This window comes from Vibrio sp. ABH4_348 (genome assembly GCF_056159765.1).
The window spans coordinates 1,464,286-1,486,789 of sequence record NZ_JBSWVW010000001.1; the positions used below are offsets into that span (position 1 = coordinate 1,464,286).

Consider the following 22,504-nt stretch of genomic DNA (forward strand, 5'->3'; position numbering starts at 1 on the left):
ACTCGACATAAATAAAAATTGGCGCAAGTTTAACACTCGTCACAGTTTTTAAACAGCATAGTACCAAAACTTCGTCTGAGATATGGTTTCACCCAAAGGCCTGAGCAAAAGATAATGAACGTTAACTTTGTTACACTAACCGCAATTAACTCTTTTGCGTTTTAACATGCTAAAAATTTCCAACTCTATTTCACTCGCCGATTGGGAAATCCAACTTACAGCGATTCGCGCTCAAGGAGCTGGCGGTCAAAACGTCAACAAGGTCTCTAGTGCTATTCATTTGAGGTTTGACATACATTGCTCTACGCTTCCGTCCTTTTACAAAGAACGCCTGTTGAAATTGAAAGATCAACGTATCACAAAAGATGGAATCATCGTTATCAAATCTCAGAGCTACAGAACTCAGGAGCAAAACAAAGAAGATGCATTAAAGCGTTTGCAACAATTGATCACTTCCGTTGCAAAGGTTGACAAAGCTCGTAAACCTACCAAACCCACAAAAGGCTCTCAGCGACGACGCGTCGACAATAAAACGAAACGCGGTCAAACCAAAATGCTGCGTGGCAAGGTCAACATTTAGGTTAGTTTAGAAAATTTGCATCATTGACTAGCCGAAGTTGACTGTCTTCCCATTAGCGCCAAACCAACCTCTCTGTAGACTTCCACAATATTTACTGGTTTGGTTAAATACTTAACTACATTGAGAGTTGCGGCTGTATTTAGCTCATCTACTCGTGAGCTGGAACTTAGCATCACAACTTTCGTTTCTGGTGCGAACTTTTGGATTTCTACAATAGCATCAAGTCCAGATTGTCTTGGCATATTCTGATCCATGACAATAAGTTCAGGTTTGAAACCAATGGTCTTCTCTACAGCTTCAACACCATCTCGAGCGATCTCCACATCAAACCCTATCGCTTTTAGCTTTTTTTGCAGCAAGTTTCGGATCATCATTGAGTCATCAACGACTAACACTCGTTTGCCTTTCAGCACGTTGTATGAATCATCTGCAATTACGACCTTAAACAACAGGTTACCTACGTCTAACGACATAATGATGATACGAGATTTACAGCCATAGTACGGCATCGAAATTAAAGTGCTTTCGTTTGCTTCGGGGGGTGACATCGCAGCGCTAAACCCGAGGTCTTCCCAGGCTGTTAAAGTATGCCCTACAGCAGTATTAAGCAGTTCACATAGGTAATCATCTTTAAAGGCCAGATCTTCCGGTGATCCTGTCGCCTTTGCAGTAGACATTGCAACACAATTAGCGACCTCAGAATCATCAAAGCAGAAGTGCACTGCGCCACTGATGTTCTTTTGTAAGTGGTTGTATTTTATGCTGTACGTTTGAGCGTAAATTGTATTTGGCCTAGCCTCCTCCTTTACAGTCACGCGTCTTACATGAATGTTGGCCATTTCGCTTAGAACATTCTCTGTCACTTTGGCCATGACATTGATGTAATCGTCTTTCATACTGTCCTCAACACAAGAAAATACTACCTAAATGATCAATCCAGCTCGTAGGGACTGTTTACCGTACGGCTGATATGGGCTGTATTTTTTTACAATTTGACACATTTATCAATAGAATGAGCAAAATTTAACTTTACTAATGAGCCCGAACTGTAAATTACCCTCTACAGAGATCAGCAAAACACAAACTTTAGTCACGTCAATTTCAAACTTATTCCACGCTACGAAAATCAAAATCGAGCGCCATAGGCTAGGACTAACTGGCTGAAGTAAATGATAAACAGATTCCAAAAATTGTCTGAAACCATGTCATCAAAGTATGGTTTTTCCCGTCGTCACTCCCAAGCGAGCCATCAGGCTAGGTGAAATGCTAAATCACCAGTAACACTTCTTGTTGGATATTTTTAATTCAAACAATGGAGTTTTTATGGCTAAGTACCTATCTAAAATTGCCATCCCAGCTTTTTTATGTTCGATGGCTGTCAGTTTTAATGTTTTTTCGGCAACCCCAATACCATGGGTTCCCGGCGAAACTACAGTCGTGAATGGAGACATCGTTTCTTTTCAAGGCCAGTGCTACAAGGCAGTAAATAGCCCTGGAAGTTGGGATTCGCCCGGTGCGAGTTCTTGGTTTTGGCAAGGTGTTAACTGCGATGGCACAGACCCAGTAAATCCCGGTGACCCTACCCCACCGGGAGAGCTTACGATTACGGAAGATGGTAATGGCGGTTACTACATTCCTCGTTCTGAGCTTGAAACGGTCGAAGCTGAGCTCACCAGTGGGCCACTTTTTGATTTGGTTCGAGCCGATATCGTTACCTTACCCAATATTGAAGTAGAAGCGGTTCAGCCATTGCGTTCTTTAAACCCAGATAACGTCAAGCGAGTTGAAAGTATCGTTAGTAGTGCAACTTGGGATTATTTCTTCCCAATACGAAATGAAAAATATACCTATACCAACTTCCTTAAAGGCGTAGCAAAATTTCCTGCATTTTGCCGCACGTATACTGATACGAGAAACTCAGATGAAATCTGTAAACGCTCTCTGTCTACAATGTTTGCCCACTTTGTTCAGGAAACAGGAGCTAACGCCCCAAACTGGGATGGCGCGCAAGGTAATCCAGTTTGGCGGCAAGGACTGTACTTTCTTAGAGAAAGATTTCAATCTGAAGATGTCTACACTACCACTTACAACAAATGTTATGGCTGGGTGCAAGAACGTTGGCCTTGCGCTCCTCAGAAAAGTTACTTTGGTCGAGGTGCGAAACAGCTCAGTTGGAATTACAACTATGGGCCATTTTCAGAAGCTATCTACGGTGAAAGAAGTGTTTTATTAGAAAATCCAGCTCTAGTTGCAGATACCTGGTTAAACCTTGCATCCGCAGTATTTTTCTACCTATACCCGCAACCACCCAAACCGAGTATGCTGCATGTTATAGACGGTACATGGACACCAAATGCTTCCGATACCGCTAATGGTATCGCGCTAGGGTTCGGCAGTACTATCCAAATAATCAATGGGGCATTTGAATGCGGAAAGGGACAGACTACCCCCCAAGCAGCCAACAGAATTAAATACTACAAGCTGTTCTCACAGTATTTAGGCTTAGATATCTCAGCAGAAAAACTAGATTGCGCTGATATGCAGCCATTCGATGCTGAAGGTGCCGGTGCGCTGCAGGTGTATCTATGGTGGAAGGATGGCTGGAAACCAAATACCCCAGGAAACAAAACCTTCGAATGTCAACTTGTTGGATATCAAACTCCATATAGTACATGGAACCAAGGCGACTACGAGAGGTGTATTGAAAAACACTTTAACGTAACAGCCACTGATCAAAGTGGCTCACCAATTTTGGATTAGTAAAAATTTGGTGTTAGTAAAAAGAGAGCAGGTTGCTCTCTTTTCTTTTACTTCAACACCTAATGAGCTATTGCTGAGTTTTTTATTGATTAACTAATTCTGTTTTTACCAGATGTACTTGGCTTTTTTCTTCAATCTCGAGGTTCAAAATCAAGCGATTTGCAGGTCGCGTAATTACCGAATTTTTTTCCGACAGAGTTGCAAATTACTCATAAAAATCGATTTTGAATTAAAGTTCACGATTGGAAAAAATAGGATTAAATTGAAACTTAAAAGTTTCGGCCGGTGGCCCTATTCAGCGCCTTCGACTGGTAAGAGATCTAAACTAGATAAATGTCTTTAAGTCATTTGTTATGTCACGGAAAAGTTCTTCTACTGTGAGCCATCCAAATTCGCCTCTGTAACCTTTTTCAAACTTACGACTTAAATCAAATACAATTACTTCATAGTCACCATTGGACATTTTCTTTAAGTCTAAGCAAACTGGACCAGCATCATTAGCATCGTACGCAAAAGGGAATAAGCTAAGTTCATTAAAGTAACTGACGTAACTTTCACAATACCCTTTCAGATCTCCTAACGGATTATCACTTTTAATTTCAGGTAATGTGACTAAAAAATCAGGCATCAAAATACATCTATATAAGAAGTAGTCCTTTAGAACCATTGGAAATTCAAACCCCAACTGAGTTTCAAAGTTGACTAGATCCTGTTCGATTGCGGGACTGTCTATCGATGCCCAAGAACACCAACCTTCAGAGTTAGGTTCACTTGTCCTCATTTCCTGAGGCACACCGACAGACCAACCTCCATCCCTATAGACTTCGAACACTTCCCAAAAATCTAATATCGCTCTTGATATTTCTTTATTCCCTGTCATACATTAAAACAAGAAGAATGACCCTAACTAACCGTTATAGCTTTCAACTTTTAAAAGTGGTTTTTAAAAAAATAAAAAATGGAGTGAAAAATATAGGAGTAATTATCTCCAAACACCTATTTCTTTCAATTTCATCATTCCACCCATCATAATCAAAGAATTATTCCAAAAAAGTTCACCCTCGGGTCGATCACTTTTTGCAACAACTATACCAACACCATATTCATCAGAAACTTGCGAAAAAGTGTAGAATTCTTCATTTCCCAAATCAATATTAAATGATTTGTTATCATCCAAATTTAAAACGTGGAGGCCATCCATAAGTGAGTAATAAAACAGAAAATTATTACTTACCTGAGCTTGTGTAACATTCTTCAAATCAAATTTAACTAAGTTATCTTTGTATGAAAATTCAATAAAATTTTTCCTAATCTTCAATTTTTACCCCTTTTTTAGCTTAGTATTTGAAACAACATTTAAATAAGGATCATCTGTAAAGTTATTTTCTAAGTTAGGAACAGCGTTTTTAAAATCACTGTACATTAATTTTACTTGTTGACCACCTCCTCTCAAATACTCAAAACTTCCGTCTTCCAGCTTGTTTATTTGAGGCCCGATTGGCCCATATTCAACCTCGAACGATTTGTTCACTTCATAAACCAATTTTCTATCGAGCGTTAATTTCCATTCATGAATTATTGCAAGATCTTGTCGGCCGTATTTGGCGTCTGGTATGTCAAGGGTAGATGCAAACTGACCTGGGTATCGCCCTCTTCCCGTATTAGTTATCATATAAAGTCGCTCACCAGGTTTAGTAAATCGAGTTTTCGGTGTATAACCAATTGGCCAAGGAGACTGTTTATCTCTTAGCTCGATGTAAGCTAGCTCCGCTTCAGCCGGTGAAGAAAATTGGCCATCGTGATGTTCCAAAAACTCCTTAAATACTTCTGATTCGGCCTTAGTTATCTTCGTAGGACAATTTGGATTTTGATTGCTTAACCCCAACGGATCCACCCACCCTGTTGGGTTGGGCGCGTATTGGTAGTTGTTTAAACCACCTGCTAAGCCGATTGGGTCTGCGGTAATGAAGCGTCCGGTGCTTGGGTTATAGTAGCGATGGCGGTTATAATGTAAACTGGTTTCCGCATCAAAATACTGGCCTTGGAAACGCAGAGGATTGTGAATATCTTCCACTGGCGCGAGAACCAGACTTCCGTAGGCGCGGTATTGTCCGCTCCATACGGTTTTACCCGTTTGGCTAGTTAGAGCTTGTGGTGTACCAAGGTAGTCTAGCTGATAGTGATAAACCTCGGCATCTTCACCCTCTCCTTGTATTAAAGCCAAGGGTTTAAAACTGTTTGGCTCGTAGAGGTAGGTTTGGTAATGCGAACCTGAGCTTTCAGCGATGAGATTATCACCCTGCCAAACGTAATCTGTTCGGGTTTGCTCACCGAAACGGTCAGTAATGGTCTTTTTAATCCGCCTCCCAAACGCATCGTATTGGTATTCAGCGGTTGCCTGGTCCGGCAACTCGACTTTTGTAAGGCGATGTTGGCAATCGTAATGGTAATGGGTAACCAACTTTTGCTCTTTGCCGCGCTTTTCTACCGATAGCCTGCCAAATTCGTCGTACTCAAAGTGACGGTCACCAAAGAAGGTCAGCTGATTACCGTTCGCTCCAACATGGTTACCTTCAAGCTGTGGGCCGAGTTTATGCTCAATAAGGTTGCCCGCTGGGTCATGGGCAAAACGCTCTTCTTGATTACCTCGAACCGCGGTTAATCGTGCCAGCGGATCATAATCATAGAAGGTATCCCCCCAATCACTGTCACTGATTTGGGAAAGGTTACCTTGTCCGTCGTATTGGTAGTCGCGTTGATGAAGGATTTGGCCTTGCTGCTGACGATAATGGGCTGTTAATCGTCCCTGTTCATCGTGCTCAAATTGACTGGTTAGCGCGCCTTGCTGGCGCAGTTTTTCTAGCCCGTGTTGATAATCATGTCGAGTCAGTAATTGCTCGTTTAGGTGGATAGCCGCGAGTGCACCGCCTTTATCCCTCTGATAATCCAAGCGGTTGGTATCGGGCAGTTGCCAATGTTTGAGCTGGCCGAGCGCATCATAGTCGTAATAATTGGAAGCCCATCCTTGATGCTCTTCGACTAGTTGTCCCAACAAATCATAGCGCCATGCCAGCGGCGTATGGCCGTCGTCGACGGAGAGTAATCGACCACGCTCATCATACTGGTAACTGACCTTGTCACCATCTGGTAGGGTCTTTTCGGTCACCCTTCCCATCACATCACGTTGGTATTCGGTGATGAGTTCTGTACCTTGGGTGCCTACTTCGGTTTTTTTGAGCAGTTTTCCGTTTAGGTCATATTGGTAATTGAATTGTCTACCATCAAAGGTGGTTTCCTGTTTAACCAGTCCATTGCTGAAATAATCAATCTGGTATTGCTCACCGCGTTCATTGGTGATTTGGCTGACAAAACGTTTGATGTTTTGATATTGGTAGTGGAGCGAGGTGCCATCGGGGTGAATCACGCGGCTGACTAAATGGCTATTTGGTTCGTAGTCGTACTCCGTGGCGGCTCCTTTAGCGTCAATGTGTTTGGTGATTTTGCCATAGGCGTTATACTCAAAACGCTCTATTGCACCACCGGGCTTTTGCAGCATGATTAGCCGGTCAGCATCGTCCCAAGTGTATTGGGTTACTCCACCTGCTGGAGAGGTTTGGTAAACAACTCGACCAAAAATATCGTGCCGATACTGAATTTCACTGCCGTCGGGATAGGTTTCGCCAACCAGCATCCCGAGTCGATTCCACCTCAGCTTGTGAATACTGCCATCTGGGTAGTGGATGGCATCAACATTGCCTTGTTGATTGTAAAAATATTGAGTGGTGTAACCGAGTGGGTCGCGTTTTTCAGTGATATCACCATGGCAATTGTATTTGTAGCGCCACTGGGCTTTGTCTTGAATGACTTTGCGAAGATTGCCTTTCCAATACTGAAATTCGGTGACACTGCCATCGGGGCTCACCGTGGCAACACGCTGGCCCTGAGTATTGTAGTGGTGATGAATCTCATTCCCCAACGGATCAACGGTTTTTGTTAAATTCCCATCTTGGTCAAATTCTTTAAGATGAACCGCACCATCAGGATCAACGGTTCGAACTGGATGGGCATTTGCGTCATGGGTATGCTCTTCTCGGCTACCGTCGGCATAGCTAACAAAGACGTTGCCCGTCTCATCATCCCAATCAAAACTGGCTTGGTAGCCTGTGTTACTCCAGTGCTTAACACAACGTACTTGCTTACTTTTTCCTTGCCATTTCCAACCAAAAGTAACGCCACCCGCCATTTTCCGTTCGCTGATGACGTTATCTTTATCGTATTGATAACTCTCTCCCTCACCGGCGGCATTTTTGTTACTAATAAGCTGTTGGACGTCGTTGTACTGATAGGTTTGACATACACGCTCAACATGCCATGTGTCTATGTTCGCGTTTTGTTGTTTGGTTCGAAGCTCTAACCGAGTAAGTAACTGCTGCTCATACACCAAACACAGAGCAATACCAGCTGGGTTCACCACCGCCAACGGCAAGCCTTGCTCATCGTATTCGATATCTAAACGATTATTGTAAGCATCTGAAATGGCTTTGAGCCGAGCTAAATCACCAATACGCTCAAAGTGATAAGTAGGACTACCAGACTGAACCAATACGTACTCAGCGGGCACTTTACCCAGGAAGATCGCCGCGCCCGCCAACTTATTCTGATGGGCTGGAACCTGCTTCGTGGGTTCGTTTAATTGTGTTCGTTTGTTTTCATTGTCAAACCAAAAAACCTTTTCGTCTTTAAACAATAACGTGTGGTTTAGTGAGTGGCTCCATCCGTAGCCCAAACCAGTGTTAATTTCGCAAGAACTGGTTCGATACAAACGTGAAAACTTAAAAGGTAAAGCACCTGGCAGGTTTGCATCATCTAGATTCAGTAACTCTTCACCGGTTACCAGTGAAACTGGACAACCGTTAGTGCTGGTCTCGCTGCTACTTTTGGAGCTATCCCCCGCTTGGTTCGTTGATGCAACATTATTATTCTCGGGTTGTAGCTCTTGTGTCTCGACATGCGTTTTTTGATCGCCATCTCGGCTCGCTTGCGAGGAGTTAGGTTCAGTTTGTCCTTCAAACGATTGTGTTCGGTTTCTATGGGGTGAAAATCCACCATTGCCCGCTTGGCTTGCTTTATTAATGAGTGGTAGATTCTTAGTGCCTTCTTCTTGCCCAATTTTTACCAAACTGTATATCTTGCCAATAAAATCTGGAATTCGCTTTGCCACCTTACACTCCTTGCGCCAGTTGAGCTGTTCCAGCGACACCGCGTAAGCGATTCACATTTCTCAATACCGCCCCTCCAGGAATGACTAAACTGATCACCACTTCCACTAGAATTGCTGACAAGTTATCAATGACACCTTTGAGTATCTGATCAGGACTTAACATTTTGAACCAACTAACCACGGCATAGAGCACCAAAAAGCACCTAGCTTCATCCTTTAATAAGGTCAACATTTTGGCTGCTTCATCTTTTGCATTGGCGAGCATATCAGCGATAAGTTCGGGGTTTTCCATATACTTACCCAGTTTTTCAGCAAGCTCTGTTGGATTCGCCAGTAGTCGAAATAGGTCTGCAATCTCATCCCACGCATCCACCACAGCATCGAGGATACTTTCGAAAATGTCTTTTACTACATCAACCGCGTTCATTGGGTTTGCCAAATAATCTTCCCATGCTAGACGCTGTTCTTGCCATTCGGTCGTCAACCAATCTTTGAAACGTTGAATCGTGCCATCATAGGAATCCAAGAGAGCTTTGATGTCGTTTTCGTTGATGTCAGGGTAAAAAACTATACGTAGCTGTTTGCCCGCATACTGACTTGGTTCGAGTTGAACATGGGCAATCCCTTGGTCATTCACTTGACCTGATACCGCTTCACCATCAGGCTCATAGCTAAAACCGTAGCCAAAGGTATTTTGTATACGTTTCATCGGTTGAATTTTGAACGGCGTATTTGGGATTGGAACGAAAGCTTCAGCTTCAAACGAATGAACAATGGTAAGTTTGCCATCCAGAGGACAAGTGATATGACCCGTTTGAATTTCATCCTCGTCAGTATCGGCACTTGCTTGCCATTCGTTGACTCGAACTTTTTGCTCCATATCCAGTGCCCAACCATATAGCCAGCTCTCACTTTTTTCTTTGTAGTCATCAATTGATGATTCGAAGTTAGTCATGATTTGGTTAAACATGGCATCTAGGTCGACAGGCTCTCGAACAACATTCGTGTTAGCTCGTCCAGTCGGAGTATAGTTGGATACCGGAGGCTGAGAGAGCCCTGCTTGATTCAGCATATAACTAGAAACCTGTGTCATCGGTACACCTCTTTACTTAATCGAGTAGCCAGGCTTTTTGTTAGTTCATGGGACTCTCTTTGCTGCGCTGGCATTTGCTGAATTATTCGCGTCACTTTTGCATTGAGCGTCGGTTCAGGCATAGCGAAGTACAAATCGGCTCTCTGCTCTTTAAGCCATTTCATACTGTTTTGAATGGAGACCTGTTGGCGGGTTTTGTCCATCTTAGCCGTGACTGACTCAGGTACATTCCACCATGGGAACTCGCTCCGAATACGCTCTGCATTTGGGTTTGGATTTTCGACTCGGTAACCTCGACTAAACCAAACCGAACAAGGCCCCATTAATTGTTCGCGCTGTTTTTCATTACAAAACTTGGCAACTTCAATTGAAAAACGCGGGTCGTAGAAACGGAAAAATACGTGTTGATTCGGTGCCAGCCACACTTGCGTTAGACTTTGAATGTGTTGATACACTGTCTCAAAGCTGTGCTCACTTAACACAAACATACCCCAATCGAGGTCAGCGCTATTTTCTACCCAAGCAACAAAATCAGAGTCTTTTGAGATCTGAGCCATATAGGGCATCACGGCATGCCATTCTGCATAGGGAGTGTTTAACCAAAGCGGTAAAGCATCACTGCCACCCAGTTCATAAAATTGAGCCAGCGCACTGTTCTCACTTGTGCCGTTGAAGATCGCGAATAACGTTTGTTGTTCGGACTGTTCGGTTAAATCGCGCATTGACCATCCTTACAAGCTTCACATTCTTCGCAAAATGGAGCAGCTGCTTGCATTGTTGCAATTTGAGCTGGAGTTAAAATTGGCACTGGATTTGCTGGCGCTGCGGCAAGTTGCCCCGGCTGCAGAGCTTGAGTGCCACCATATCCACTGCCGCTACCAGCACTACCACCGGCATTTAGATTGATCCCTGGACCGACCATGTCAACACCACCACCGTGGATTTTCATAAAGCTACCGCTGGCTTTTAAGGTAAGTTCCGCCCCTGCTTCAATGACAATTTTTGCACCGCTTTTTAAGTGCACTTCTCGTCCAGCCTGCACAGCCAACAAACCACCAGATTTTTGGTGATAGCTGGCGTCGTAGTTTTGAGTCACATCTTTAGCCACCTTGGTTCTTTTCTCTCCATCTACAGTTAGATGCTGATTGTTTTTGATGTGGCTAAACTCGTCGTTATCCACCGTCAGGTGCTGATCGTGTTTAATGTGGCTAATCCGGTCGTTTTTAACTTCGGTGTGCCAGTCTTTTTGCGCGTGCAGGTAGATTTGCTCTTCACCCGATTGGTCTTCAAAGGTGAGTTCGTTGAAGCCTTCACCTTGATGACTTTCACTGCGCCACGTGGTTTTAGTCTTGTGCTCTGGCAAGGCATAAGGCGGTGTATTGTTGGCGTGGAAGGTACGGCCTGTGATGATGGGCTGGTCTGGGTCACCGTTTAAAAAGCTGACGATGACTTCGTGACCAATTCGTGGAATGGCCATCATGCCGTATTGCGCCCCTGCCCAACCTTGTGACACTCGTACCCAACACGAGCTGTATTCGTCAGCATTGGAGTAGCGGTCCCAGAAGAAATGGACTTTGACTCGCCCATGTTCATCGCAGTAGATTTCTTCTCCCTCAGGACCGACAACCACTGCCATCATCGGGCCATCGACTTGCGGCTTGGCTTGCGGGTTGGCCTGCCAAGTGCGAGTGGACGGGATGACGGTGAATTGGTTAGCGTAGGTGGTGGCGCCGTGGTTACCATGCTCTTCCAAAGCTTGTGGCTGGCTGCCTTGGTGATTGACTTGCACCACTAGCCACTCTTGGTTGGCCGTCGGGTCTAAATGGTCTTGCAAGGTAAAGGCGTAACCTGCTTGCAGCGCTGGTTGGTTACTCTTACCGGTTGCTGTGTGGGTGTCACGGGTTAAATAGTTAAGCCGTATTTGGTTGTAGGCTTGACCGTTGCCATCGTCTTTGAAGCGTCCCGGATAATCAAAATGCTCGTAGTCGCTGCGCTGATGTTCGATATGAGAGGAAGTTTCGCTTTGACTCAACGGCGCAGTTGGCTTTTTGAAGCTGTAGTCTTTGAGCTCACTGTGGCTTGGGGCAATTTTTTTGTGCTGGGTGAAGGTGGATACATAAGGCACATGGATAGTGCCCCCTGACATGGCATTGTACGGAATCGGAGTGTCGATTCTGGGCAAACTGTGGGTTTGGTCGGTGATGACTAAAGTATGCTTACCTTGGTCGTGAACAAAGCTGTAAATCAGCCCTTCTTCAGCAGCTAAGCGATGGAAGAAATCTAAGTCGCTTTCTCGATACTGAACGCAGAATTCCCGTTTAGCGCAGTCACGCTGCACCGCAAAGCCGTAGTCGGTGATGCCCATCTCTTGCAGTAAAATTGACAGAATTTCTGGCACGGTTTGGGTTTGGAAGATGCGGCTGTTGTGGCGAAGGCCCAATCGCTCAAGCGATGGCACTAAGGTGAGTTGGTAGAACGTATGGTGATGACCAGTGTCACCTTGCTCAAAGGCTTTGACAATACCGTGCACTCGCTGCACCACTTCACCATCAAGAAACACGGTAAGCTCGGCGCCTTTATCCACGATATCATCGGCCAGTAAATCCGATTGACGACTTGCCAGGTCAATCTCATAGCGATAACCAAAACAGGGGTGTCCAGATTGGCGACCTTGGGTAATACCATGATTGGATAGTGACTCGACCCCATCGTAGCCCCTCACCACTAAGGTCTCGTCTTCCCTGCCCTCTAACGTCAGGTTGTACTGCAGCTGTGCCATGTGCTCTCCCACCCCACTTATTCCATCCTAAGCGGGTAATCCCTACAATCCATCAAGCAGCGGTTTTTTTAAACAAAGATGCTCTCAACCACCAAAACCTTAAGGCTCTATCGCAGTCTTTGAGTCCAATTAAAGGAGTTCGACTGAATAGAGCACTTAAGGTTTTGGCTCTGGCTGATGGAAGACCACCAGCCAGACAATCAAGCAGATTACGCTTCGATAGGCTTACGCCAGTCGTCGGCACCTGAAGTACCCGCGTTAACGTGGTCCCACGTCACTTTACGGTAAGTCAGAGCAACGGTTAGATTTTGAGTAAAGTCAGAGAACGATGGGTCTTGGCAGTGTGGCATTTCACACACAATGTCCACGATAGATGCGTTTTCTAGCTTAGTGGTGAAGAAGTTTTCTTGTTTGCCTTCAATTGACGTGCGGTACCATTTCAGCTCCACGTTTTTCAGCTTCTCACCCGAAGTCAGGGCGTTGTATAACAAAGGTACGGCTTTGTTTAGATTCACGGTGAACTTGAATGGCTTATGCACACGCTGGCCTGCAGGCTGGCCCGATTGTGGGTCGGTTGGCACGGTTACAACGTGGTCAAACTGCTGAACCAGCATTTCGTCTTCGTGACCTTCTACGTACGCATCACCGATAGAGTCAGCCGTGCACGCGCCTGCGGTAATCAAGCCTTGAGTTTCTCCTTCGATGGAGATGTAACATGGAGTTGGCATCTTAAATGTCCTTGTCTGTTAGCACTCGGCGCGATTCGACCGAGTATCGAGTTCAATATGAGTGAATTGCAATTCGGCAAGGACTAGAGCAAGGGCAATGCCAGAAAAAATAGTCAATAAATTTAGTCAGATACAAACAACCAAGCAAAGAATTGCTCGGTTATCTGCAAGGGTTTGGTTGTATCTGTGACAGGATTGCCTATCTGAAGTTCTCGTCAAACAAAGACGTGAACTTTATGAACAAAATGATTAAAACGCTCTTTATTATTTTTATAAACGTATTGCAGACAATGTGTTAACACAAATTTAACCTTCTGGTTATCTAAGCATAACTGTCTTATCAGTTGGGCTTGGCTTTTATAAAAATAATGGTGCTTAGCACCAAAACCACATAAGGAACGTGAACATGATAAAGGCTCTAAAACCTACACTTGCAGCTTCTCTCATCGCTGCTGCCTTTTCGTTTAGCTCTTTTGCAGCTGATATAGAAAAAATCCACTTTATTATTCCCGGCGGTGCTGGCGGTGGTTGGGACATGACTGCTCGTGGTACGGGTGACGTACTAGTCAAATCCGATATTGTAGAAAATGTGTCATTCCAGAACCTTTCTGGCGGTGGTGGCGGTAAGGCCATCGCTCATCTAATTGAAACGGCTGAACGTCAAGAAGATACATTGATGGTGAACTCGACGCCCATAGTGGTTCGTTCCTTGACAGGGATTTTTCCACAATCATTTCGCGACCTAACACCTGTTGCTTCCACTATCGCCGACTACGGCGCTATCGTAACTTCGCCTGATTCTGGTTATGACAACTGGGATCAAGTCGTCAAAGAATTTGAATCTAACCCACGTAAAGTCAAGATTGCTGGCGGTTCAGCGCGCGGTAGTATGGACCATCTAGTGGTTGCGGCGGCGTTCAAAGGTGAAGGATATGATGCACGTAAAGTTCGCTACATCGCTTATGATGCGGGAGGAAAAGCAATGGCGGCTCTTCTTTCCGGTGAAACTCAGCTACTCTCAACAGGACTTGGTGAAGTACTAGAAATGTCTAAATCTGGACAGGTTAAAATTCTAGCCATTACTGCACCTAAGCGCCTTGAATCTGCACCAGATATCCCAACACTCACCGAATTAGGCAATGATACTGTATTTGCCAACTGGCGTGGTTTCTTTGCGGCTCCAGGGACCCCTCAAGCAAAAATTGATGAGTGGAACGCAGCATTAACCAAGATGTACAACACGGATGAGTGGGCGGTTGTCCGCGACCGTAACGGCTGGATTGATAACTACAAAGCCGATAAAGACTTTTATAGCTTCCTTGAAGATCAAGAGAAACAAATGGGTGACCTAATGCGCGAGCTTGGCTTCCTTAAGTAACAACCTCTGGAGCTAGGTAACTGGCTCCTCATTTTTTCGTGCGTAAGGCGACAATCTCCTTTGTTTAGTGAACCAGAGTTCACTCCTTGAAAGGGAAACCAGCACTCTTCCCTCAGAGGCTTAGTTAATGAAAATTCGCTGCCAATACTTATGGTCTCGACTCATTAATTGTCCTTACGCACGCTTTTCTACTGGAGTTGGCAATGTCGGATCTTAACGCCACCAAAAACACAAATACATCTTTACTGACACGAGACAGAATATCCGCTCTCGTGTTTCTCACTTTTTGTCTAGGCTATGGCTATCAGACGTCTCTGATCCCGCTATTCCCCGGAGATGAATACGAACCTTTTACGGCAAGAACACTACCTCATATTCTTACTTTCGTAGGTATCGCACTTTCATTGTTACTTATGTTTTCGCCATCTCAGGGCGATAGTGAAAGCTTGGAAATACAAAAGCCGCAAAGCCACGTAGGATTGCTCCTCCAGTTTATCGTGCTGATGGCCCTGTACGGATTGGGATTAACCTACGTAGGGTTCGTACTGGCAACAATTGGTTTTCTTATTGTTGGCTTCTATTTACTTGGCGAAAGACGCAAAAAAGTCTTGTTCGGCGCCTCAATCCCGTTTGTGGTGTTGTTCTATTTATTACTTACCCAAGTCTTGGATATCTATCTAGAGCCTGGACTCATCTTTTTACTGTGGAAATAAGGAGTAACTCAGTATGTTAGATGGAATTTTACAGGGCTTGTCGGTGGCCTTTATGCCAACCAATATCATGATGGTAGTGGTTGGTTGTTTTGTTGGAACCTTTATCGGCATGTTACCGGGATTAGGACCAATATCTGCGATCGCATTAATGATCCCAATTACCTATGGATTGGAACCGAGCTCAGGTCTGATTTTGATGGCAGGCGTCTATTACGGTGCTGTATTTGGTGGTTCAACATCTTCGATTCTTATCAATGCACCCGGCTGTTCTTCTACAGTTGTTACAGCCTTTGACGGCTATCCATTAGCGCAAAAAGGTATGGCGGGTAAAGCTCTAGCATTAGCGGCCTATTCTTCCTTCACTGGCGGAACACTATCGGCGCTAATGTTGTTGGTAGCTGCCCCAGCTTTAGCAAAAGTATCTCTCAGTTTTCAATCATCCGATTACTTTGCCCTAATGCTATTAGGTTTGTCAGCTGTCGCCGCATTTGCAGGTAAAGGTCAAGTGATTAAAGCGTGGATGATGACTATACTCGGCTTGATGCTATCAACCATTGGTATCGACAAAGGCGTTGGTGTAGAACGATTCACCTTCGGGTTGACCGACTTAATGGATGGTTTCAGTTTCTTACTTCTGGCGATGGCGACCTTCGCGCTTGGCGAAACACTGATGGGTATCTTCAGACCTGAAAAGGATACTAGCCAAGAAGAGCAAAGCAAAATGAGCGACATTGGTAGCATGAAAGTGACTAAAGAAGAGGTTAAAGAGGTCGCGCCAGTGTCCATTCGCTCGTCCATTTTGGGCTTCTTTACTGGTGTACTACCAGGTGCAGGTGCCACTATCGCTGCATTTTTGAGTTACGGTATGGAGCGAAACCTCGCTCCAAAAGAAAAGAAAGAAGAGTTTGGCAAAGGCAGTATTCGTGGACTTGTCGCGCCTGAATCAGCAAACAACGCTGCATCTAGTGGATCTTTTGTTCCACTTTTGACTCTGGGTATTCCTGGCTCTGGTACTACCGCAATCATGTTAGGCGCTTTAATTGCTTACGGTATCCAGCCAGGACCTAGATTATTCGTTGATCATCCAGATGTGTTTTGGTCAGTGATTATTTCAATGTATGTCGGCAATGTGGTTCTGATTATCTTAAATCTCCCGCTTATCCCATACATTTCCAAACTGTTAGCAGTACCGAGAACCGTATTACTACCGATGATTCTTTTCTTCAGTATTACCGGTGTTTATCTCGTATCGTTTAACACTATGGATATCTTCATCATGATTATGTTAGCCGTAGCTGCGATAGGTTTGCGGTTGGCTAAGTTCCCACTCGCACCATTACTGCTTGGTTTCATTCTAGGTGGTCTGATGGAAGAGAACTTGAGAAGAGCGCTGATGATTAGCGATGGAGAGCTTAGCTTTTTATGGGATCGACCAATTACCCTAGTATTCACGGTACTCGCGTGCTTGGTTCTGTTTAGTCCACTGTTAGTAAAACTGGGCGCCAAACTTGTTCCTAACAAAAAGCCTCAAGCAGAAAGCAAAGGTTAATTACCAGACTCTATACAAAGCGGTGCTCTGCACCGCTTTTTTGTTTCGAATAAATACAAAAAAGCCACTTGTTAATTCAAGTGGCTGCGAAGTTAGGTTTGTCCTAACGGACTTTATAAGTTAACTAAGTCACCCAAGTTTTTCTCCAGTGCCCCATAAAAATGATTGTCGTTAAACTTATGATAAGTTGAAACGGGTTCAAAACTCGCTTCACGTATCTGATTCGCTTTTGCCAACAACTCTGCACCCGTTTCAGCCGCTTCTTCAAAACTGACATAAGGATTTGGAATCGCCGACAACAACAGTTTTGTATACGGATGTTGGGGATTGTCGATGACACTACCGGTATCACCGTATTCGACAATTTGACCTTGATACATTATCGCTATCTCTTCGGCAAAATAACGGGCGGTCGCAATATCATGGGTGATATAGAGAAAAGTGAATCCCAGCTCGTCTTTTAATCTTTTCAGCAGATCGAGCACATCCAAACGAATAGAAACATCGAGCATAGACGTTGGCTCATCGGCAAGAATCACTTCTGCTCCGACTGCCACAGCACGTGCAATGGAAACACGTTGACGCTGACCACCCGATAACTGATGTGGGAACTTAGGGGCGGTACTCTCTGCATCAAGCTCTACCATCTCAAGTAACTCGTTCACGCGAACCTTAGCTTCTGCATGATTCTTAACATGCTTGTGTGTAAGCAATGGGCGAGCAATATGATGATAGATGGTATGAGCTGGATTCAATGAACCATAAGGGTCTTGGAAGATCATTTGAATCTGTTTTCGATAATCTACCAAATCTTGGCGAGTGTTAATGTCACTAATATCCTGCCCTTTGAACAAGACTTTGCCACTGGTGTGGTCGTGCATTTTCGTCAAAAGTCGAGCTACAGTACTTTTACCAGAACCACTTTCACCAACCAAGGCCATCGCACGACCTTTTTTAAGATCGAAACTGACATTTCGAAGCGCTTTTACTTCTTTCTTCTTCACACCTTTCCCAGTGTGGAATGTTTTGGCCATATCTTTAACTGAGATTATGGTATCGCCACTTTTAAGATTGATCATGCCGTTACCTCTTCAGATTGTTGCTTCATTTTTTTGTTCAAATGCTGCAGGAATAGATTGCCACAGCTTTTTGGTATAGGCGTGTTGTGGGTTCATCAATATGTCTCGTGAAGCACCAACTTCGACAAGTTCGCCTTTGAGCATCACACCTATTCGGTCACAAAGCTGGGTCATCAAACTTAAGTCGTGGGTGATAAATAGAACCGAGAACCCAAACTGCTTTCGTAGTGCATGAACTTGCATCAAAATCTCACGCTGTACTACGACATCTAGGGCGGTAGTAGGCTCATCCATGATGATGAGGTCTGGCTTTAAGGCAAGGCCAATAGCAATGACGATACGCTGACGCATACCTCCAGAAAACTGGTGCGGGTAGTCCGACAATCTTTCTGGTGCAATTCCCACTAACTGTAATAGTTCACGGGCTTTTTCAGCAGATTGTTCACGGTTGTATCCTCGGTGCTTTTTGAACATATCGCGGAACTGTTCTTCCACCGTAATGACCGGGTTCAAGCTATTCATGGCACTTTGGAATACCATACTGACCTTATTCCAACGAATATCCGCCACCTGTTTATCTGTCATGGTGAGTGTATCTTCACCATTAAGCAGTATTTCACCATCTGAGATAAAGGCAGGCGGCTGAAGCAAGCGGCTAATAGCAAAAGCAATGGTGCTTTTTCCGCAACCCGACTCCCCTGCTAGTCCGAAAATCTCGCCTTGTTTGATATGAAAGCTCACATTTTTAACTGCAGAGAACTCACTGTCTTCTAATAAGTAATCAACGCATAGGTCTTTAATTTCTAATGTATTACTCATAGATTGCATCCTTTTTATCTAGATCAGGGTGCGATTTCATAGCTTGACGCTTACGCTCTCGAATCAGTGCGACGCGCTGTTTGAATTTCTTCATGCCTGTGAATGTACGCAAACGTGGGTTAGATATCTCATCAATACCGAAGTTAAGCAGTGCTAGTCCGACACCAAGTATTGCAATTGCAACACATGGGACTAACACTTCCCACCAGGCTCCGACCAGCAACGCTGACGTGTTTTGCGCGTTGTAAAGCATGGTGCCCCAACTTACGGATAATGGATCACCCAAACCGAGGAATTCGATTGTGGCTTGAGTAATAATGGTGAAGATGATCGAGCCAAGAAAGTTCAAACCAATAATCGAGGATAAGTTAGGCAATATTTCGACAAAAATGATGCGCCAAGCTGGCTCCCCTGCTAACTCACTCGCGTGAATGTACTCTTTATTACGGATCGATAAAGTTTGCGCTCGGGTTACGCGCGCTCCCCAAGCCCAACTGGTTAAACCAATGATTAAGGCGATGGTGAACGGACTCACCTCCCCGATAAACGCTGCTAACACTAGCAATAGTGGCAATTGCGGAACCACTAAGGCGACGTTGGTAACTAAGTTAACGATATCATCAAACTTACCGCCAAAATAACCAGCAGAAACGCCTAACGCAGTACCTACAATTACGATGATCACACCAGCACTAAAGCCAACCGCAAGCGACGTTGACGTGCCTTGGATGAATTGATGATAAACATCGCGCCCCATCCGCGTGGTCCCCATAACATGCTCTGCACTTGGTGCTTGGTGAGGTCTAGCTACACGCTTGTTCGCGTCGTGTTCGGTAAGTAAAGATGAACAAAGGGCAATACCGATATAGAACAGTACAATCGAAAGACCAAACGTCACTTTCTTGTTGCGCCCCAATAATTTTAAAAAACCTTTCATAACAACTTCCTATTAATCGCGGCGTAGGCGTGGGTCTAGATAAACATAAGCAATATCAGCAACAAAATTGGCACTGAGCATAGCTATCGTCATGATGAGCAATTGACCTTGAATCACCGGATAATCTCGGGCAACAATCGCTTCAAATAGTGTGTTGCCTAACCCTGGGTAGTTGAAAACTACTTCGGTAATAAGTGAGCCGCCCATGACGACACCCACGGTCATTGCGAACGCTGTAATTGAAGGAAGCAACGCGTTTCTTGCGCCGTAATTGAACATGACACGGCGCTCAGAGATGCCTTTTGCTCGGCCCATTACGATGTAGTCTTCGCCAAGTAAGTTGATAAGGTTGTTACGAATCGTCAGTAAGTAACCACCGATTTGCACTATCACCAATGAGATTATTGGCATGGTTGCGTGATGTAACACACTGGAAATGTATTCCCAGGACATAGCCGGATCGAGCTCGATGTTGTACGCATAGGAGTATGGGAACCAGTTTAGCGCCACACCGAATACAAACATAAAGGTCAGTGCCAACACAACCGCAGGAATTGACTGAAGTACCAAAGACAACGGTGAAAGAATCGTGTCCAACCAAGTACCACGATTCCACGCCGCGATGATTCCTGAAACTGAGCCAATAAAGAAACTAATTAAAGTGGATGAACCGACTAGAAATAGAGTCCAAATCATTGAACGACCAATTACTTCGCTCACTTCAAGAGGATAGAATTTTACAGAGAGACCAAGATCCCATGTGAATACACTTTTAAGATAAGTGAGATATTGAAGATACAACGGCCCATCAACAAAGCCGAAGGTTTGTTTGAGAGACTCTAAGCTCTCAACGGGTAGAGGGTTGCCTTGCGATGCGAACATAACCATGATCGGATCTCCCGGCATTAACCTGGGCAGGAAAAAATTAAACGTAGCCGCAAAGAAAAACGCCAAAGCATAAAAGGCGAGGCGGCGAAGCACGAAATCCATAGCTTGCTCCCTAAAAAAATGGAAGTAGTTTTTGTTCTTTTAGATATGGCCAAGCAAGCGTTTTACTGTTGGAACAGAAAGCAGTAATACGAACTCACTTGGCCAAGGTTTTACACGTCGATTAAGACTTCGGCTTAAGACTTAGAAGGTGTAACAGACGCTCCGGTACTTCTGGGTGTACCTGTGGACGTGCCACCGGATTTTCAGAACTGAAGAAGCCTTCGAATCGAGATTCGTTGTACTGGTACCAAGTTGGGTTATTGAACACAGGTACATAAGGCATGTTTTCTGCAACCACAAGCTGGATATCGTTCATCACTTCACGTTGCTTATCGCTATCGATAGTCAAGTAGAAACTGTCTAGCAACTTATCGAGTTCTGGTTTGTTGAAACGTGTAGCTGAGAAGCGAGATGCCCCTTCTTGACTACTGTTAAACGCAGTGTTGTACATGTAGTGCGGGGTGATACCCGGGAAGTATGAGTTGATCGCAGCTTGGTAGCTACCGTCAATTAGAGCCGATGTCCAGGCTGGTGCTTCCGGCGTTTGTACCTTGGCATTCACACCAACTTCCTGCATACCTTCAACGGCAATTTGTACTGTGTTAACCCAATCTGTCCAGCCATTTGGCACAATGACGTTAAACTCAATGCTTGAGCCATCTGCATTGTTAACGTAGCCATCACCCGTCGTGTCTTTGAAACCTGCATCAGCAAGCAGCTTCTTCGCCGCTTCAATGTTGTACTTTGAGTACTGCCCAAATTGTTGGTCAACTTTCTCGTTGTTCCACACGTGGTAAGCGGCACCCAAGCCTGATGGGTATTCGTTAATTGTCGGGTAACCGTAACCGGCAATGTTAACCATCGCTTGGCGATCCATTACCATAGACATTGCTCGACGGAAATCGACGTTATTGAACGCCTGATTGTTACCCTTGTGGTCAGACGCTAAGTTGAAGTTAAACGCCACCATTGACCCTGCAGGGAACCAGTATTTGTGGTTGTCTTTATCACTTGCGACATAGGTCTTGTCGATATCAGGTAGGAATGAACCAAACCAGTCTAATTCGCCGCGCTGTGCTAGAGCCAACACTTGGTCATTGTTTGCCAATTGCGGCAAACGTAAACAATCGATTTGCAGGTTGTCCTTATCCCAGTAGTGCGGGTTTTGACATTGAACGTAGAGACGCGAAGTAAAACGCTCGATTTCAGTCATAGGACCAGTACCAACGGGGTTTTCGTTGGTAAATGAAACAGGATCTTCTACATCTTTCCATACGTGTTCAGGAACAATAGGTACTCGCACAATCTCGATAGCTGCGCCACCATCAGGCTTTGGCAAGCTAAAGGTTACAGAGTTTCCATCGACGATCTCAATACCTTCAATGCGTTCCCAAATTGCACGGTTGTCTAACGCACCATGTTCTTTCAGCAGGTTAAAGCTAAATAGCACATCCTTAGCTGTGAATGGTTTACCATCTGACCATTTCACGCCATCGCGAATTTTGAATGTAACAGAGCGTAAGTCGTCTGAATATTCAATCGATTCCGCTAAACGATAGTGAATCTTGCCACCTTGCATTAGGTTGTAAATAGCTAGAGGCTCGTACACAAACTCGTTGGTAGTGGGTAGGAAGGTAGTTTTATTGTAAGGGTTGAAGTTGCGAACCCATGAGGTTCTCAAACGCGGTGCAATGTTCAGTACCGCTTTTTCACCTGTCGCGCCTGAATTATCAGCAGCTGCTATCGATGGAAAAAAAGCGGCACCAGCTAGTGCACTTGCGATGGTAGAGGATAAAAGAAGTGTCTTCACGGTCATTTTTCAGTTCCTTGAATATCTTTATTTTCATTTATAGTGACCCAAACTGTTTCTCAGAAACA

The 22,504-nt window shown here is 44.6% G+C and carries 18 protein-coding genes; 5 read left to right on the plus strand and 13 right to left on the minus strand.

Annotated elements, in window-relative coordinates:
* Positions 1-166: 166 nt before the first annotated feature.
* Entirely contained in the window at positions 167-580 is a 414-nt protein-coding gene (gene arfB / locus ACXAFJ_RS06555) for an alternative ribosome rescue aminoacyl-tRNA hydrolase ArfB (RefSeq protein ID WP_475322259.1), read from the plus strand.
* A 20-nt stretch (positions 581-600) separates the two neighbouring features.
* Here the strand turns inward: arfB and ACXAFJ_RS06560 are convergent, their stop codons facing one another.
* The gene (locus tag ACXAFJ_RS06560; protein ID WP_475322260.1) at positions 601-1,476 is read right to left on the minus strand and encodes a response regulator; all 876 of its coding nucleotides are present in this window, start codon (positions 1,474-1,476) and stop codon (positions 601-603) included.
* Between the two features lie 427 nt (positions 1,477-1,903).
* On the opposite strand from ACXAFJ_RS06560, the gene ACXAFJ_RS06565 reads away from it, so the two are divergent.
* Complete coding sequence (locus ACXAFJ_RS06565) at positions 1,904-3,340, plus strand: glycoside hydrolase family 19 protein (protein WP_475322261.1); 1,437 nt, start codon at positions 1,904-1,906, stop codon at positions 3,338-3,340.
* A gap of 325 nt (positions 3,341-3,665) precedes the next feature.
* Here the strand turns inward: ACXAFJ_RS06565 and ACXAFJ_RS06570 are convergent, their stop codons facing one another.
* The 7 genes from ACXAFJ_RS06570 to ACXAFJ_RS06600 all read right to left on the minus strand — a co-directional run bounded on the left by ACXAFJ_RS06570 (position 3,666) and on the right by ACXAFJ_RS06600 (position 13,161).
* Positions 3,666-4,220, minus strand: coding sequence for an SMI1/KNR4 family protein (locus tag ACXAFJ_RS06570; protein WP_475322263.1), 555 nt, complete (start codon positions 4,218-4,220; stop codon positions 3,666-3,668).
* A gap of 102 nt (positions 4,221-4,322) precedes the next feature.
* Positions 4,323-4,658: a hypothetical protein gene (locus ACXAFJ_RS06575; RefSeq protein ID WP_475322264.1), complete on the minus strand. Its 336-nt coding sequence runs from the start codon at positions 4,656-4,658 to the stop codon at positions 4,323-4,325.
* Positions 4,659-4,661: 3 nt separating this feature from the next.
* Positions 4,662-8,561, minus strand: coding sequence for an RHS repeat-associated core domain-containing protein (locus tag ACXAFJ_RS06580; RefSeq protein ID WP_475322265.1), 3,900 nt, complete (start codon positions 8,559-8,561; stop codon positions 4,662-4,664).
* Position 8,562: 1 nt separating this feature from the next.
* Positions 8,563-9,654: a glycosyltransferase gene (locus tag ACXAFJ_RS06585; protein ID WP_475322266.1), complete on the minus strand. Its 1,092-nt coding sequence runs from the start codon at positions 9,652-9,654 to the stop codon at positions 8,563-8,565.
* On the minus strand, positions 9,651-10,376 hold the full coding sequence (locus ACXAFJ_RS06590) for a DUF4123 domain-containing protein (protein ID WP_475322268.1): 726 nt from the start codon (positions 10,374-10,376) through the stop codon (positions 9,651-9,653). Before ACXAFJ_RS06590 ends, ACXAFJ_RS06585 begins: the two co-directional genes overlap by 4 nt.
* Positions 10,364-12,433: a type VI secretion system Vgr family protein gene (locus ACXAFJ_RS06595; protein WP_475322270.1), complete on the minus strand. Its 2,070-nt coding sequence runs from the start codon at positions 12,431-12,433 to the stop codon at positions 10,364-10,366. Before ACXAFJ_RS06595 ends, ACXAFJ_RS06590 begins: the two co-directional genes overlap by 13 nt.
* A 209-nt stretch (positions 12,434-12,642) precedes the next feature.
* Positions 12,643-13,161: an Hcp family type VI secretion system effector gene (locus tag ACXAFJ_RS06600; RefSeq protein ID WP_475322272.1), complete on the minus strand. Its 519-nt coding sequence runs from the start codon at positions 13,159-13,161 to the stop codon at positions 12,643-12,645.
* 406 nt (positions 13,162-13,567) lie between these two features.
* On the opposite strand from ACXAFJ_RS06600, the gene ACXAFJ_RS06605 reads away from it, so the two are divergent.
* From ACXAFJ_RS06605 to ACXAFJ_RS06615, 3 genes are all read left to right on the plus strand, one after another.
* Positions 13,568-14,539 carry a tripartite tricarboxylate transporter substrate binding protein gene (locus ACXAFJ_RS06605; protein ID WP_475322273.1) on the plus strand — a complete coding sequence of 324 codons (972 nt, stop codon included), beginning with the start codon at positions 13,568-13,570 and terminating at the stop codon, positions 14,537-14,539.
* 203 nt (positions 14,540-14,742) lie between these two features.
* A complete protein-coding gene (locus ACXAFJ_RS06610; protein ID WP_475322275.1) occupies positions 14,743-15,252 on the plus strand; it encodes a tripartite tricarboxylate transporter TctB family protein in 510 nt (169 codons plus the stop codon).
* Positions 15,253-15,265: 13 nt separating this feature from the next.
* Positions 15,266-16,801, plus strand: a complete 1,536-nt coding sequence (locus ACXAFJ_RS06615) for a tripartite tricarboxylate transporter permease (RefSeq protein WP_475322276.1) — start codon at positions 15,266-15,268, stop codon at positions 16,799-16,801.
* 113 nt (positions 16,802-16,914) lie between these two features.
* Here the strand turns inward: ACXAFJ_RS06615 and ACXAFJ_RS06620 are convergent, their stop codons facing one another.
* The 5 genes from ACXAFJ_RS06620 to ACXAFJ_RS06640 all read right to left on the minus strand — a co-directional run bounded on the left by ACXAFJ_RS06620 (position 16,915) and on the right by ACXAFJ_RS06640 (position 22,442).
* Positions 16,915-17,880 (minus strand): ABC transporter ATP-binding protein, encoded by a 966-nt coding sequence (locus tag ACXAFJ_RS06620; RefSeq protein ID WP_475322278.1) that lies wholly within the window; start codon positions 17,878-17,880, stop codon positions 16,915-16,917.
* A gap of 12 nt (positions 17,881-17,892) precedes the next feature.
* Complete coding sequence (locus tag ACXAFJ_RS06625) at positions 17,893-18,699, minus strand: ABC transporter ATP-binding protein (protein WP_475322279.1); 807 nt, start codon at positions 18,697-18,699, stop codon at positions 17,893-17,895.
* Positions 18,692-19,636, minus strand: a complete 945-nt coding sequence (locus tag ACXAFJ_RS06630; protein ID WP_475322280.1) for an ABC transporter permease — start codon at positions 19,634-19,636, stop codon at positions 18,692-18,694. Before ACXAFJ_RS06630 ends, ACXAFJ_RS06625 begins: the two co-directional genes overlap by 8 nt.
* A gap of 12 nt (positions 19,637-19,648) precedes the next feature.
* Positions 19,649-20,626 carry an ABC transporter permease gene (locus ACXAFJ_RS06635; protein WP_475322282.1) on the minus strand — a complete coding sequence of 326 codons (978 nt, stop codon included), beginning with the start codon at positions 20,624-20,626 and terminating at the stop codon, positions 19,649-19,651.
* A gap of 121 nt (positions 20,627-20,747) precedes the next feature.
* Positions 20,748-22,442, minus strand: a complete 1,695-nt coding sequence (locus ACXAFJ_RS06640) for an ABC transporter substrate-binding protein (RefSeq protein ID WP_475322284.1) — start codon at positions 22,440-22,442, stop codon at positions 20,748-20,750.
* Positions 22,443-22,504: the final 62 nt, after the last annotated feature.

Excerpts from the sequence above, each read along its gene's own strand:
- arfB (WP_475322259.1), top strand. The coding sequence starts at position 167 with ATGCTAAAAATTTCCAACTCTATTTCACTCGCCGATTGGGAAATCCAA.
- ACXAFJ_RS06560 (WP_475322260.1), bottom strand. The coding sequence starts at position 1,476 with ATGAAAGACGATTACATCAATGTCATGGCCAAAGTGACAGAGAATGTT.
- ACXAFJ_RS06565 (WP_475322261.1), top strand. The coding sequence starts at position 1,904 with ATGGCTAAGTACCTATCTAAAATTGCCATCCCAGCTTTTTTATGTTCG.
- ACXAFJ_RS06570 (WP_475322263.1), bottom strand. The coding sequence starts at position 4,220 with ATGACAGGGAATAAAGAAATATCAAGAGCGATATTAGATTTTTGGGAA.
- ACXAFJ_RS06585 (WP_475322266.1), bottom strand. The coding sequence starts at position 9,654 with ATGACACAGGTTTCTAGTTATATGCTGAATCAAGCAGGGCTCTCTCAG.
- ACXAFJ_RS06590 (WP_475322268.1), bottom strand. The coding sequence starts at position 10,376 with ATGCGCGATTTAACCGAACAGTCCGAACAACAAACGTTATTCGCGATC.
- ACXAFJ_RS06595 (WP_475322270.1), bottom strand. The coding sequence starts at position 12,433 with ATGGCACAGCTGCAGTACAACCTGACGTTAGAGGGCAGGGAAGACGAG.
- ACXAFJ_RS06600 (WP_475322272.1), bottom strand. The coding sequence starts at position 13,161 with ATGCCAACTCCATGTTACATCTCCATCGAAGGAGAAACTCAAGGCTTG.
- ACXAFJ_RS06605 (WP_475322273.1), top strand. The coding sequence starts at position 13,568 with ATGATAAAGGCTCTAAAACCTACACTTGCAGCTTCTCTCATCGCTGCT.
- ACXAFJ_RS06610 (WP_475322275.1), top strand. The coding sequence starts at position 14,743 with ATGTCGGATCTTAACGCCACCAAAAACACAAATACATCTTTACTGACA.
- ACXAFJ_RS06615 (WP_475322276.1), top strand. The coding sequence starts at position 15,266 with ATGTTAGATGGAATTTTACAGGGCTTGTCGGTGGCCTTTATGCCAACC.
- ACXAFJ_RS06620 (WP_475322278.1), bottom strand. The coding sequence starts at position 17,880 with ATGATCAATCTTAAAAGTGGCGATACCATAATCTCAGTTAAAGATATG.
- ACXAFJ_RS06625 (WP_475322279.1), bottom strand. The coding sequence starts at position 18,699 with ATGAGTAATACATTAGAAATTAAAGACCTATGCGTTGATTACTTATTA.
- ACXAFJ_RS06630 (WP_475322280.1), bottom strand. The coding sequence starts at position 19,636 with ATGAAAGGTTTTTTAAAATTATTGGGGCGCAACAAGAAAGTGACGTTT.
- ACXAFJ_RS06635 (WP_475322282.1), bottom strand. The coding sequence starts at position 20,626 with ATGGATTTCGTGCTTCGCCGCCTCGCCTTTTATGCTTTGGCGTTTTTC.
- ACXAFJ_RS06640 (WP_475322284.1), bottom strand. The coding sequence starts at position 22,442 with ATGACCGTGAAGACACTTCTTTTATCCTCTACCATCGCAAGTGCACTA.